This window comes from Desulfobulbaceae bacterium, assembly GCA_013792005.1.
Classification (GTDB): Bacteria; Desulfobacterota; Desulfobulbia; order Desulfobulbales; family VMSU01; genus VMSU01.
In genome coordinates this window covers 1-12571 of the sequence record VMSU01000036.1, presented here as the reverse complement: position 1 = coordinate 12571, position 12571 = coordinate 1, and the positions used below count along the sequence as shown (strand labels likewise).

The 12571-nt window shown below is 47.1% G+C and carries 14 protein-coding genes and 1 tRNA gene; 7 read left to right on the top strand and 8 right to left on the bottom strand.

Annotated features, from left to right (window positions below):
• Nucleotides 1-207 precede the first annotated feature (207 nt).
• Entirely contained in the window at nt 208-1185 is a 978-nt protein-coding gene (gene hemB, locus FP815_02215; GenBank protein ID MBA3013747.1) for a porphobilinogen synthase, read from the top strand.
• 83 nt (nt 1186-1268) lie between these two features.
• Here hemB and FP815_02210 read toward each other — a convergent pair whose 3' ends face one another.
• The 4 genes from FP815_02210 to hisB all read right to left on the bottom strand — a co-directional run bounded on the left by FP815_02210 (nt 1269) and on the right by hisB (nt 4232).
• Nucleotides 1269-2150 carry a DUF89 family protein gene (locus tag FP815_02210; GenBank protein ID MBA3013746.1) on the bottom strand — a complete coding sequence of 294 codons (882 nt, stop codon included), beginning with the start codon at nt 2148-2150 and terminating at the stop codon, nt 1269-1271.
• 26 nt (nt 2151-2176) lie between these two features.
• Nucleotides 2177-2902: a tRNA 2-thiocytidine biosynthesis protein TtcA gene (locus FP815_02205; protein ID MBA3013745.1), complete on the bottom strand. Its 726-nt coding sequence runs from the start codon at nt 2900-2902 to the stop codon at nt 2177-2179.
• Between the two features lie 85 nt (nt 2903-2987).
• Nucleotides 2988-3605, bottom strand: coding sequence for a hypothetical protein (locus tag FP815_02200; protein ID MBA3013744.1), 618 nt, complete (start codon nt 3603-3605; stop codon nt 2988-2990).
• A 27-nt stretch (nt 3606-3632) separates the two neighbouring features.
• A complete protein-coding gene (gene hisB, locus FP815_02195; protein MBA3013743.1) occupies nt 3633-4232 on the bottom strand; it encodes an imidazoleglycerol-phosphate dehydratase HisB in 600 nt (199 codons plus the stop codon).
• A gap of 555 nt (nt 4233-4787) precedes the next feature.
• Between hisB and FP815_02190 the strand changes: the two genes are divergently transcribed.
• The 6 genes from FP815_02190 to FP815_02165 all read left to right on the top strand — a co-directional run bounded on the left by FP815_02190 (nt 4788) and on the right by FP815_02165 (nt 9168).
• Nucleotides 4788-4862 (top strand) — tRNA-Gly (locus FP815_02190).
• Nucleotides 4863-4989: 127 nt separating this feature from the next.
• Nucleotides 4990-5418, top strand: a complete 429-nt coding sequence (gene rplM, locus FP815_02185) for a 50S ribosomal protein L13 (protein MBA3013742.1) — start codon at nt 4990-4992, stop codon at nt 5416-5418.
• 43 nt (nt 5419-5461) lie between these two features.
• Entirely contained in the window at nt 5462-5857 is a 396-nt protein-coding gene (gene rpsI / locus FP815_02180; GenBank protein MBA3013741.1) for a 30S ribosomal protein S9, read from the top strand.
• 83 nt (nt 5858-5940) lie between these two features.
• Nucleotides 5941-6978 carry an N-acetyl-gamma-glutamyl-phosphate reductase gene (locus FP815_02175; GenBank protein ID MBA3013740.1) on the top strand — a complete coding sequence of 346 codons (1038 nt, stop codon included), beginning with the start codon at nt 5941-5943 and terminating at the stop codon, nt 6976-6978.
• Nucleotides 6979-7079: 101 nt separating this feature from the next.
• Nucleotides 7080-7832: a tRNA pseudouridine(38-40) synthase TruA gene (truA, locus tag FP815_02170; GenBank protein MBA3013739.1), complete on the top strand. Its 753-nt coding sequence runs from the start codon at nt 7080-7082 to the stop codon at nt 7830-7832.
• Between the two features lie 130 nt (nt 7833-7962).
• Entirely contained in the window at nt 7963-9168 is a 1206-nt protein-coding gene (locus FP815_02165) for a pyridoxal phosphate-dependent aminotransferase (GenBank protein MBA3013738.1), read from the top strand.
• Nucleotides 9169-9241: 73 nt separating this feature from the next.
• Here the strand turns inward: FP815_02165 and FP815_02160 are convergent, their stop codons facing one another.
• From FP815_02160 to FP815_02145, 4 genes are all read right to left on the bottom strand, one after another.
• A complete protein-coding gene (locus FP815_02160) occupies nt 9242-9439 on the bottom strand; it encodes a hypothetical protein (GenBank protein ID MBA3013737.1) in 198 nt (65 codons plus the stop codon).
• A 54-nt stretch (nt 9440-9493) separates the two neighbouring features.
• Nucleotides 9494-9688, bottom strand: coding sequence for a FeoB-associated Cys-rich membrane protein (locus FP815_02155; GenBank protein MBA3013736.1), 195 nt, complete (start codon nt 9686-9688; stop codon nt 9494-9496).
• A 14-nt stretch (nt 9689-9702) separates the two neighbouring features.
• A complete protein-coding gene (locus tag FP815_02150) occupies nt 9703-10377 on the bottom strand; it encodes a TIGR04211 family SH3 domain-containing protein (GenBank protein MBA3013735.1) in 675 nt (224 codons plus the stop codon).
• 148 nt (nt 10378-10525) lie between these two features.
• Nucleotides 10526-12571: DEAD/DEAH box helicase (locus FP815_02145; protein MBA3013734.1), on the bottom strand; the 2046-nt coding region annotated here is incomplete at its 5' end.

The window sequence follows — 12571 nt, the reverse complement described above, 5'->3', positions numbered from 1 at the left end:
GGGGTGTGTTTTGTGAGTGAGGCCATACATATGGTATGCCGAACGAGCAAAACCGCCACGCAACGCGGTAGATCGGACTTTTTGCGACGCCATCATGTCTAGCCCCCATACGTTTTCCGTTAACAGCATCTTGACCTTAGATCATTAATCCATTTTCCGAAAGGGATCTCCTCCCGAGTAGGCGCTATCAATTTAAGGAGATTATTCATGATTTTTCCAGACTACAGGCCCAGGCGGCTTCGGCAAAACGAGTTATTTCGCGCAATGGTTCGAGAGACGAGATTGTCTTCTTCTCAATTTATCTACCCTCTCTTTGTTAAACCGGGCAAGGGAGTCCGCGAAGAGATATCATCCATGCCGGGTGTTTTCAGACTGTCAGTTGACGAGTTGGTCAAGGAGGCCAAGGAGTGCCTTAAGGTCGGTGTGAAAAGTGTGATCCTCTTCGGTCTGCCGGAGTCCAAAGATGCCATTGGCACTGGGGCTTACATTAAGCACGGTATTGTCCAGCAGGCTGTTCGTGAGTTGAAGAGCAGGGTGCCTGAGATGATGGTAGTGACCGATGTCTGTCTCTGCGAGTACACTGACCATGGACATTGCGGGGTAATTGTCAACAAGGAGGTAGATAACGATTCCACTCTGGAGTTGCTCGCAAAAACTGCATTGTCGCACGCCGAAGCCGGGGCAGATATGGTAGCGCCTTCGGACATGATGGACGGAAGGGTTGCTGAAATTCGGGCTGCCCTTGACGAGAACAGCTTTAGTCAAATTCCGATCATGTCTTATGCCGTAAAATACGCCTCATCATTTTACGGCCCGTTTCGGGAGGCGGCTGATGGCGCTCCTCAATTCGGAGATCGTCGAGGTTACCAAATGGATCCGGCCAACACCCGTGAGGCCTTTCGAGAGGCATCTCTCGACATAGAAGAAGGCGCTGATATCATTATGGTGAAACCGGCAGTCGCCTATCTTGACATCATCAGCAAGCTTCATAGTGAATTCGATCATCCTATTGCTGCGTATCATGTCAGTGGTGAATATGCCATGATCAAAGCCGCAGCAGCCAATGGTTGGATTGACGGAGATCAGGTAATGATGGAGACCCTGCTCAGCATTCACCGGGCAGGCGCCGATATCATCATCACCTATGGCGCTAAAGATATGGCGCGGATACTAAACTCAAAATAATTACGATTTATCAATGTGATGAAAAAAAATATTGACACGCAGCTTTAAATATCACAGAAAGGGTACTGCTTAGGAGTTACCCTTCATCTTTTTCGAGTATCTCCTAACTTAAGCAAGACAGCTGCTCCGGTCGGAATCAGGTCGGAGCGGTTTGACACTTCCACAATATGCTCTGCTACCACTGGACACTTCACAGTCAGCAGGTGGTAGATCGGTCTTTCCTCCTCGCTTAACGTTTCAAAATTACCCTGGCCTTTGCTGATCACAACATCAGCCTCCGTGAAGAGTGCCTGTAAATCTTTTCCGCATAGTTCAAGCGGAGTGCCTGGACAGGTAGTTCCGTTGGTAATCACTCGGTATCGTTGATTAATTCCACACTCTGTTGTATCCACTTCAGTGGCATCATTAATGATTGGCCCACTCTTGACAACCATGGTAATTACCCCAGGCAGTTGATCTGCCAAGAGACCATCAAAGACAATTTCCCCACAATTATCTGCCAGGTAAAGAATCCGCCTGGCATGAACAAGATCTTTAATTAATGTATCGTAGTCATTGATTATAGGACTATTGTTTAGACATTGATTCAATGTGGAATCAAAGTCAAACTTTTGCTGAGAACCATAATCGATAATGTTGCCGGCAATAGCAAAAAGTATCGCTCGATAAAGCGGGTCATCTCCCTGGCGAATCAACTCTTCAACACGGGGGCGCAAGCCCATGGCCAAGGTATTGCTCTGCTGCTTGAGGAAGAGAAAAGGGTCAGGATTCCCTGAAAAACTTGAGATTATGTCATATAAGCCAATTGAGTTAACAGGTGGAGACTTGTCCATATCCAGTTCGGCAAGATACGTTTCTGTCTCGGCAAGAATCTCTGCCTGCAGAGCTGAATCGGCGGTTGCAAGTTGGACAGCATACAGAGCCTGCCTGCGAAAACAAGGGATACATGCCGGATTAGTCTTCATCGTCTGCCTGTACCTTACAGAAGGGCTTATTCAACTTTTAACAGATAGTCTGTCCTGACATTACCCATGGCAGCAAAAATATTGCCACGAAACCTCGGGTCGCGCTGATAGAGGGATGCCATAAGATTGCGGATCTCCTCTCGCTTGGATTTGTCCGCCATGGGGCAGGGGTTCTTGACTGGTACGATGCCGGCAATGTTCGCGATCTCATGGATCTGATCCTTAGTGAGATAAGCCATGGGCCGCACGATCTTTAACCGGCCGTCAAAGAGTTGCTGCTTCGGCATCATGGTGCTGAGATTGCCACTGTAGAGCATATTGAGAAAGAAAGTTTCGATCAGGTCGTCTTTGTGATGACCAAGGGCGATGGCAGTATACTGCTCGGATCGAGCAGTTTCAAAAAGGTGATTACGCCGAGCGGTAGCGCATTGATGACAGGCTTTATCGGGTTGCTGTTGGTTGGCAACAACTCCATACTGAGTTCGTTCGGTACGGAAAGCGGCGCCGATCCTGCCAAGCTCCGCCTCCACAGCCAGGTATTGAGAGTCGTCAAATCCCATATCAAGATGTAAAGCCATGATCTGATATTTAATCGGGGCTTTTTTCTGCCAATGCTGAAGAAGCCAGGTAAGCACCAGGCTGTCGACCCCACCGGAAACTCCGATCAGGATGCGGTCGCCATCGCTGAGCATCTGATAATCGTGCAGGGCTTGACCGATTAAACGATTAATGGGCTTAGGCAGAATGTCCATGATTTGTAGGCCTGATGGGAAGAAGTGGGAGTCGACGAGGGCAATTGCGGGCTCCCCACCAAGGACGAGGTCGATTTTGGCACGATCACTTCAAGTAACTGCACCCAGAGAGCTTCTTGGTAACCCCTTCACGGATCAGATCGGAAGCAGTGATCCACTTAAAGCCTCGACCCGACAGTTTTTTCAAGGAAAGAAGATTCTCTGTGGCAGACTGCTGGGTTTCGGAAAAAGAACCAACGCAGAGAGTTTTTCCTGATTCCGTATGAATCAATCTATATTCAAAGGCAACAGAAGCAGGAGATGTGGCAGCATAGTCAGTCCCTTGTCGCTCCCGGGATTGCTTGAGAACCCAGACCATCACTGCTTCGGCGTTGAGATTTTTGCCGATCCGGAGAGACTCGAGATAAGGGGTGGAATTATAGGTGGTTGATAACGACTCAACCTCTTCGGGACTTACTATTTGAACCTTGACATTATCGACGAAATACTCTTCCAGAGATTGAGATAAAACATCAACTCCAGCCTTCAACTCTTTGATACTGCGTACTGATACATTGTCGGTATCCGTCAACGATGTAACTGGCAGCACACTAATGCTCTTGACTTGGTCCGGCAAGGAATCATCGGCAACAAGGACATTCTTTTTAACGCAAGAACACGTCAATGCCAAAATCAGCAGAATAGGAATAAAAAATTTACCCATGATGCGCACCTATCTAGATGGAGTTATTCATAATGTCCCTTTGGACGAAAGAACGCCATCAAGACGAGAGTCCACAGTTGTCGCTTGATCAAGGGCTCTGCCCAGAGCTTTAAAGATCGCTTCAATAATGTGATGAGTATTCTCCCCGCGAACCAGGTCGACATGGAGTGTGATTCCACCATGAAGGCTTAAGCTGCGAAGAAACTCCTTGGCGAGTTCAGTGTCAAAAGTGCCAACCTTCGAATCCCTGATCGTGACCTGATAGGCAAGAAAGGGGCGGTTGGAAAGATCAAGAGCAACCTGAACCAGCGTTTCATCCATGGGGACCAAGGCGTTGCCAAAGCGTTTGATACCACGGTTTGCATTAAGGGCTTTTTTCAAGGCCTGGCCAAGGCAGATGCCTATATCCTCTACCGTATGATGACCATCGACTTCAATATCACCCTCAGCGGTGATAGTAAGGTCAAAAAAACCATGAACAGCCATGAGGGTGAGCATGTGATCCATAAAAGGCACCCCTGTCTTAATGTCAACTCGTCCAGTGCCGTCCAGGGTGAGGGCAATGGCAATTTTTGTCTCTTTGGTCTGGCGGTGAATTTCACTCTGCCGGGCGGGCAAGTAAGTCATCATAATTCTCCTGCATGTGTGACTGATCAGGTTAACTTTGAGCAGTCACAGGTTTTTGGTCAATACAATCATGGCCAGACATCGACCATCATCTTTCTTATGATAACGTAACTACACAGGTTTAACGGTAATCAGTTATCGGTTTACGGTTAAAAGAATCATGGTTAGTCATAAATCATCGCATGATACTCAATGTCAGTGTGTCCTCAGCCATTGACAGGACCCAATCACCGTCAACTGTAAACTGTAAACCGACAACCTGAGCAGTTACGTTTATTTAATTAATGTAGGTTGTAGGATGAAGATCAATAAAAGACAGAAAATGCCCGCTGGTTGGATGAGAGCAGCACAATCGATACAATAGAAACGAACTTATCGTCATCTTTATACTCACCCGGCGCAGAAAGAATCAATACCAAATTATGGCCCGGTAATCAAAAAAGAATATTCTCTTTTGGAAGGAGCGAAAAATATCCGATTTTTTATTGACAAGGGCCTGGGATAAGGGTATATAAGTCTCGTTTTTCCAATAATTACAAGTGATCAACAAAATATGCGGGAATAACTCAGTGGTAGAGTGCAACCTTGCCAAGGTTGAAGTCGCGAGTTCGAATCTCGTTTCCCGCTCCACCTTTAAAAAGGTTCGAAAATTATTTCGAGCCTTTTTTTTCATTGATCAAATCCACAAAACCGGATAAATTAACCGTTTCTGGTCGTGTGGTTGCGAGTTCATAAAGCATAAGAACGAGGTAAAGAGATGAAGACCTATTTGACTCCGGTCAAGGAAATCGATAAAAAGTGGTACGTAGTTGATGCCACTGACAAAGTGCTGGGACGTTTGGCGTCTGAAATCGCCACAATTCTTCGTGGCAAGAACAAACCGACCTACTCCACATTTATGGACAATGGCGATTACATTGTGGTTGTCAATGCCGAGAAGGTTAGGTTGACCGGCAAGAAAATGCAGGACAAGAAGTACTATCGCCATAGTTCATTCATGGGTGGATTGACTGAACTGACAGCCTCTGAACTGATGGAAAAGAAACCCACGGACATCATCTCATTTGCTGTCCAGGGAATGCTTCCTAAAAATCCTTTAGGTCGCGCTCAACTTAAAAAGCTGAAAGTGTACGCAGGTCAGGATCACCCACACACTGCTCAGCAGCCTGAAAAGTTAGAATTATAAGCCGAATCGGCTTGGGACGTATTACTTACGGAGATAGATGATGATGGCTGAGAAAAAAATATATGCAACCGGAAAGAGAAAAACCGCAGTCGCTCGGGTATGGCTTTCCCCAGGATCTGGACAGGTAGTTGTTAATAATTTGAGTATGATGGACTATTTTGGTAATCTCCTCGATACCCATCAAAAGGTTGAGATTCCGTTCCGTCTTACCGATACCGTTGAGAAGTATAACGTTTCCGCCTCACTTAAGGGTGGGGGAAAGTCAGCTCAAGCTGAAGCCCTTCGACATGGCATATCTAAGGCCTTGCTTGAAATAGATCCAGAATTTCGCTTGAGCTTGAAAAAAGCCGGTCTGTTAACTCGGGACTCACGAGTTAAGGAACGGAAAAAATATGGTAAAAAAGGCGCTCGGGCAAGCTTTCAGTTTTCAAAGCGTTAATACATTTTTTTACAGATTTAGTAAAAAAGGGAAGGGCATTGGCTCTTCCCTTTTTTTATATCTAAATATTGGAGGGAAAGATCATGATTCGAGTTGGTATCATAGGAGCCTCTGGTTATACAGGAATTGAGTTGTCGCGCCTTCTCTGTCGCCATCCTGGCGTTACCTTGACCGTGGCTACTTCCAGGCAATATGCTGGCCGCTCTATGGCTGATGTTTATCCGAGCCTGAGAGGGTTGGTTGATCTGGTCTGCGAGGACACCACAGGAACGGAACTAGCAGCAAAGGCAGATGTTTTCTTTACAGCGGTTCCTCATCAAACGGCTATGGCGATTGTCCCGATCTTGCTTGAGGCAGGAAAAAAGGTAGTTGATCTTAGCGCTGACTTTCGGATTCACGACCCCTTGGTCTATGAGACGTGGTATCAAGCCCATACAGCCAAGGAACTTCTTGGCGAAGCAGTCTATGGACTTCCGGAAATTCACCGTCATGCGATCGCCCCATCTCGATTGGTGGCCAACCCTGGCTGTTATCCCACCAGTGTAATTCTTGGGCTGGCGCCACTGTTAACTAACCAGTTGATCAATTCGGATAGCATAATTATTGATTCAAAATCAGGGACATCTGGCGCTGGACGAGGCGCCCAAGTTGGCTCTCTCTACTGCGAAGTCACCGATGGATTCAAGGCATACAAAGTTGGTGAACATCGCCATACCCCCGAGATAGAGCAGGAACTCAGCGGCCTGTGCGGTCAGGACGTGGTGGTTTCTTTTACCCCACATCTAGTTCCCATGTCCCGGGGAATCCTCAGCACGATGTATGCGACACTTAGTGCCGGCGTCACCCTTAATGATGTCACTGAGGCCTATCACAATCACTACCGCAATGAGCCCTTTGTCAGACTTTGTCCATCTGGCGCCTACCCTGCTACCCAGTATATTCGAGGGGGGAATTTTTGTGATATAGGTTTTAAGGTTGACCCCAGGACCGGTCGTATTATCGTTTTGTCTGCTATTGACAATCTAGTTAAAGGCGCTGCTGGACAGGCTGTTCAAAATATGAACATCATCTGCGGCTTTGAAGAAACCCAAGGTCTCATGGTTGTTCCTTTATTTCCCTGACACTGGATAAAAACCATCATTATGATCTTTTATGTAAGGATGAAGATCAGTTCGACGGTGCGTAAAAATAAAGAATTTTGAAAATCAATCATACGATTTTTGTGCGCAATATCCGACTTGTTATAGCCTATGATGGCACTGCCTATGCCGGTTGGCAGCGTCAGGCGGCGTTGCCAACAATTCAGGGGACGTTGGAAGAGAAGTTGACTCTGATAACCAAGGCGCCAGTAACTCTGCATGGGGCCGGTCGAACTGATGCTGGGGTTCATGCCTTGGGCATGGTTGCCAACTTCCAGACGCATGCAACCATCCCGTGCCAAGGGCTCGTCAATGGATTAAACAGCATGCTTCACCCTGATATCCGAATCATTGAAGCGACTGAGATGCCCCTTAACTTTCAAGCCCGGTTCAGCGCTAAGGGCAAACGCTATTCCTACCATTTCTCCACTCAACCTATACTACCGCCGCATCAGCGCCTCTATCATGCCCATGTTCCAGGCACATTAAATGTCTCTTTGATAAAGTCCGCTTTGGCTGCCATTGTTGGAGAGCATGATTTTTCCAGTTTCGAGGCTTCCGGATCAAGGGATCTTTCAATTACCACAGGCCGTGGGGCGGTCCGCCTGATTCTCTCAACTCATCTGGCACAAACTGGAGATACGATGGTTATCTCAATCCATGGTGACGGTTTCTTGCGCCATATGGTAAGAAATATCGTCGGGACAGTTTTAGAAGTGGGGCAAGGGAAAAGAACCCTTGAAAACTTTGTCGAGACGTTAGCCGCCCGCGACCGAGGGAGAGCAGGCCCAACGGCGCCAGCACGAGGACTCTTTCTCGATACAGTATTTTATTAATTGTCTTCTTGGTCCGTTTCGATTATTTAAATTATCCTGATATTAGAGAAGAACGTTCAATGTCAGAAGCGATCTTCTTTGCCACCACTAAATACCATTTTTTCATTTATTTCGCGACACAGGAGATGTAATGACTACCCAAATCCAAGTTGCCAAACGGATGCAGCAGATAAAACCATCACCCACCTTGGCTGTCAACGCCAAGGCCAAAGCCTTAAAGGCTTCTGGCGCTGATGTCCTCAACTTCAGTGTGGGGGAGCCCGATTTCAATACCCCTGACCACGTCTGTCAGGCGGCAAAGGAAGCTATTGACCAGGGATTTACTCGCTATACAGCGGTGCCTGGCATTCCCGAGTTGCGGGAGGCAATTTGCCATCGGTTCTTAACCGACAAAGGATGGAGGTATGAACCGGATCAGATCCAGGTTTGCAGCGGTGGCAAACAAGGTCTATACAATATGGCCCAGGCCTTGTTCGGCCCTGGTGATGAAGTCATTGTTCCAACCCCGTATTGGGTGTCATATCCGCCGATCATCGAGTTGGCTGGAGCGACACCAATCTATCTTCCTCTGTCTGAAGAAACAGGGTTTGATATTGACGAAAAGGCCTTGGCTCAGTGTGTGTCGGAGAGAACGAAAGGCATTATCATCAATAGTCCATCAAATCCAACCGGGACAATTTTCTCTGCAAAAGGGTTGGCGCTGGTAGCAAAGTATGCCTTAGAACGCGGTTGGGTGGTAATCTCAGACGATATTTATGATACCATTGTTTACGAAGATGGACCCTTGCCTCACATTTTAAATGTTGAGCCTGCCCTGAAGGATCAGATCATCATTTTGAATGGAGTCAGCAAGTCATTTGCCATGACCGGATGGAGGATTGGCTACTGTGCTGGGCCAAAACATGTTATCGGCGCCATGAACAAGATCCAGAGTCAGAGCACATCAAACGCATGTTCAATCTCCCAGAAGGCCGCATTGGCCGCAGTAACCGGGTCACAAGATTTCCCCTTGATGATGAAGGAGTCTTTTATTGCCCGCCTGAAGGTAATAATGGCCCGTCTTCAGGAAATCCCTGGGGTAACCTGTGTCAAGCCACAGGGCGCTTTTTATGTATTTCCTAACCTCAGCGCATATTTTAGCAAGCGGAATGGTGAGACGGTCATTGATGGATCAGTTGCCATGGCCGATTACCTTCTGGACGAAGCACTCATTGCTTCTGTCCCAGGCGCTGCCTTCGGCTCTGATGCCTTTGTTCGTTTTTCATTTGCGACATCCATGGCAATCATTGAAGAAGGGATGAGTCGTTTGCAGGTGGCGCTCGCCAAACTTTCCTAAAAAAAATGGCCACAGGGGAATCCCCTGTGGCCATTTTTTTGTCATTTCTTTCCTGCCAAGCCACCTGTCGGTATTACATTTTTTCATCCTCAATTGGGGATCGATCACAGAGCGCCCAGGTCCAGGTGTCTAACGATTTCTCCCTGGAAAGAGCCCTCGTTCCACTATCTGAGAAGCACTGGTATGCCCAAGCCTGTTTGTTATTCTGATATATCTTGATGAGTCCTAATTTAGGGTGGCGATACCAACCGGCAGAAATTTGCCCGTCCATGGAGTCTCCTTTGGTTAGTCTTGAGAAGAAGTGTGGAGCGTGAGCACTAACGCCTCACTTGGTGTCAGTCTTATGAGAATTATTGTTTGGAAATTCACAGAGCTTCTCTTTATTCACAGATGAACAGGAGTCACACCCCGAACCGCAGTCGCACCCCTGCTGGTCCTTACCACTCAAGGTACGATAATATTTTCTCACCAAATAGTATGCTGCGGCAATAACGATAATCCAGACCAGAACAGTTTGCATTCTCTTGTAACAAATTACAGGGTAAGTGAATGCCGTTGCCGCCTGAAAGAAAGTTTTCCTGTCACCCAACCGACCAGAAAGACGGAGCCACCTGCCAAGAACCAATAAATATTTCCGGTAAATGTTTTCTTGTTCTCTTGGAGTTGGCGCAGACTTGCCTGCAGAACAGTAGTCTCACTTTTTAACCGCTTATTTTCATCCTGTATCCGAACAATATCTTGGGCATCAGCTTTAAGCACGTGATATTGTTCCGTCATCAAATCAAGTTTAGTCTGTAGTGTTTTCAGCTTGGACAACTCACTTTCTCCGCTTTGCGAATGGGGTTCCTTGCCAGCGATTTGTGCAGTGAGTAAGTCGTTCTGGTCTCGCAAGGAGGTAATCTCTTCCTGTAAATCTTTGACCACATTCGCGTTAGTCGGCTGATTGACAGCATACTGACTGGGAAGCCAACCTTCGTTGCCATCGGAGGTTCGTACACGGATAAAATTGTTCTTTGATTCAATTACTTCCAAAGATTGGCCGGTTTGCACTGTTTTAATGGCTTTATACTGAGAGCCCGGCCCTTCCCGCAGTGACACAACGATGGTATCAACAACATATCGCTGATCGGCATGAGCGGAGCTTGCCATGGCGACGGCGCAGACAAGCAGGGAGGGGAGAGTGGTCAGTAATTTCTTTATTTCTGGCATGATGAATAGCTCCTGCTAGCCACAAACAGCCTCTAGACGGCATATTATCCTGAGTTATTCTGACCAGCGGACAGAAAGAGAGAGACGCAAGGATTGAGGCATGATTCATTGAATAACTTATTTAACTTTTCACATAACAAACAATTCGTCAAGGATTATCAAGAGGAGAGTGTTTATTTCTCAATAATTCCAACAACTCATCAACAGACACTTTGTCACTTACCTCACTACCCTTTAACAGATTCTCTGCCAACTCCCGCTTGTCTCGATGCAGGGCAACAATTTTTTCTTCAATGGTCCCCTGGGTAATCATCCGGTAGATAGTGACTGGAAGTTTCTGTCCAATCCGATGAACCCGATCCGATGCTTGATCTTCCACAGCCGGGTTCCACCACGGATCCATGTGAATAACATAGTTAGCAGCGGTCAGGTTCAGTCCAAGACCGCCAGCTTTCAGACTGATCAGAAAGATATCTCCTTGCCCGGACTGAAAGGCATCGACCCTGGCTTTCCGTTGACGACTCGGAGTGCTGCCATCCAGGTATTGATAGTTGATTCCCTTATCTTCGAGAAAATGCCGAATGATAGTCAAGTGATCGACAAATTGACTGAATACCAATACTTTATGACGATTAGCTAACAATTCGTCAATGGTTTGTTCGAATACTGCCATCTTTGAACTGGCGATAGAAATTCCGGGACTAACCAAGGAGGGATTACAGCAGGCACGACGCAACCGCATGATTTCAGCCAAGATTTGAATCTGTCGGTTCCCTGTTGTCTGTTGCGCCTCAAGCTTGGCAAGGGCGTTACGACGTAAGGATTCATAAAAAGCCGCCTCTTCATCACTTAGAGCAACCTTAAGATTAACCTCAGTTCGGGGAGGAAGTTCATCTAATACTTGAGATTTCAAGCGGCGAAGGATAAATGGACTGACAAGGCGTTTAAGTCGTTTCTGTGAGTCCCTATCTTTATCTTTTTCAATAGGGCCGGCAAACCGTTTGTTAAACTGAGTGATGGTGCCAAGCAATCCCGGATTGATGAAGTGAAATAAGTTCCATAGTTCTCCAAGATTATTCTCCAAGGGGGTGCCGGTGGTGATCATCTTGAAGCGGCTTTTCAGGTTCATTGCTGCCCGTGAGCGCTTGGTACTCATATTTTTAATTGCCTGGGCCTCGTCCAGGACTATGACCTGCCACAGTTTTTCGCTTAACAGTTCTGTCTCTTGCTGCAGGAGACCGTAACTGGTCACCAGGACATCAAAACTGGTCAACTTATTAATGATTTTTTTACGCTCATTACCGCCGAAGAGGGTTACGTTCAAAGTCGGGGCGAACCGATCAATTTCATCAAGCCAATTGAAACAGACCGATGTCGGTGCAATTATCAGGATCGGACCATGTTGAGCCTGATCAAGAATAAGGGTCAAGGCTTGGATTGTTTTACCTAGGCCCATCTCGTCTGCCAAACAGGCTCCGAACCCGACATGGGCCAGCCGAGAAAGCCAGAGAAAACCCTTTTCCTGATACGGCCTAAGCGTTGTCTGGAGAGTTGAAGGTATTTTCGGCGAATAGGTTTCAGAATCTTTGATTCGTCGCTCCAGATCCTGCCAACCGGCGTCCGTTTCTATCTGGACCGCATTTCGAGTTACATCCAGTACAAATGGGGCTGCCAAGGGAGAAAACTGTAAGTGCTCCTTGTCCTGCCAGGTAATACTGTTTAGTTGATCGAGCTGCTGATACATATCCTGGGAGAGGGCAAAAAAATGGCCATCGGACATGGGGATAAAACGGCTGCGACTCTTTCTAATAAGTTCAAGAACTTCGCTGAGACTGAGGATTGCATCTTCATCTACATGAAGTTGACCTTGAAGTTCAAACCATTGACGCCGTTGTTTGATTTTAAGATAGAGCGGGGACTTGCCTGATGGCCCCCCACGTAACCGTAATCTCTCTCCTTTGGGCCATTCGACAACGGCCCCATGGGGCATTGCCTGTAATTCAGAGAGCAGTTGCAGGCAATCAGGAACATCATTGATCAACCACTCCCAGTTATCAATTTCGTGGCGGAGCAGGGAAGGGCATGCTTCAACTGCAATCTGGGCTCGTTGCTCCTCATCTGCCAGATTGCGGCAGACTTGGACTCCTTTACCTTGAACATCACTGATGATCGTTCGGGAACCTTGACCAGGACG

Coding starts and splice junctions, on each gene's coding strand:
- FP815_02200 (MBA3013744.1), bottom strand. CDS start 3,605: ATGGGTAAATTTTTTATTCCTATTCTGCTGATTTTGGCATTGACGTGT.
- FP815_02175 (MBA3013740.1), top strand. CDS start 5,941: ATGATTCGAGTTGGTATCATAGGAGCCTCTGGTTATACAGGAATTGAG.
- FP815_02210 (MBA3013746.1), bottom strand. CDS start 2,150: ATGAAGACTAATCCGGCATGTATCCCTTGTTTTCGCAGGCAGGCTCTG.
- FP815_02150 (MBA3013735.1), bottom strand. CDS start 10,377: ATGCCAGAAATAAAGAAATTACTGACCACTCTCCCCTCCCTGCTTGTC.
- rplM (MBA3013742.1), top strand. CDS start 4,990: ATGAAGACCTATTTGACTCCGGTCAAGGAAATCGATAAAAAGTGGTAC.
- hemB (MBA3013747.1), top strand. CDS start 208: ATGATTTTTCCAGACTACAGGCCCAGGCGGCTTCGGCAAAACGAGTTA.
- FP815_02160 (MBA3013737.1), bottom strand. CDS start 9,439: ATGGACGGGCAAATTTCTGCCGGTTGGTATCGCCACCCTAAATTAGGA.
- FP815_02165 (MBA3013738.1), top strand. CDS start 7,963: ATGACTACCCAAATCCAAGTTGCCAAACGGATGCAGCAGATAAAACCA.
- rpsI (MBA3013741.1), top strand. CDS start 5,462: ATGGCTGAGAAAAAAATATATGCAACCGGAAAGAGAAAAACCGCAGTC.
- FP815_02205 (MBA3013745.1), bottom strand. CDS start 2,902: ATGGACATTCTGCCTAAGCCCATTAATCGTTTAATCGGTCAAGCCCTG.
- hisB (MBA3013743.1), bottom strand. CDS start 4,232: ATGACTTACTTGCCCGCCCGGCAGAGTGAAATTCACCGCCAGACCAAA.
- FP815_02155 (MBA3013736.1), bottom strand. CDS start 9,688: ATGCAAACTGTTCTGGTCTGGATTATCGTTATTGCCGCAGCATACTAT.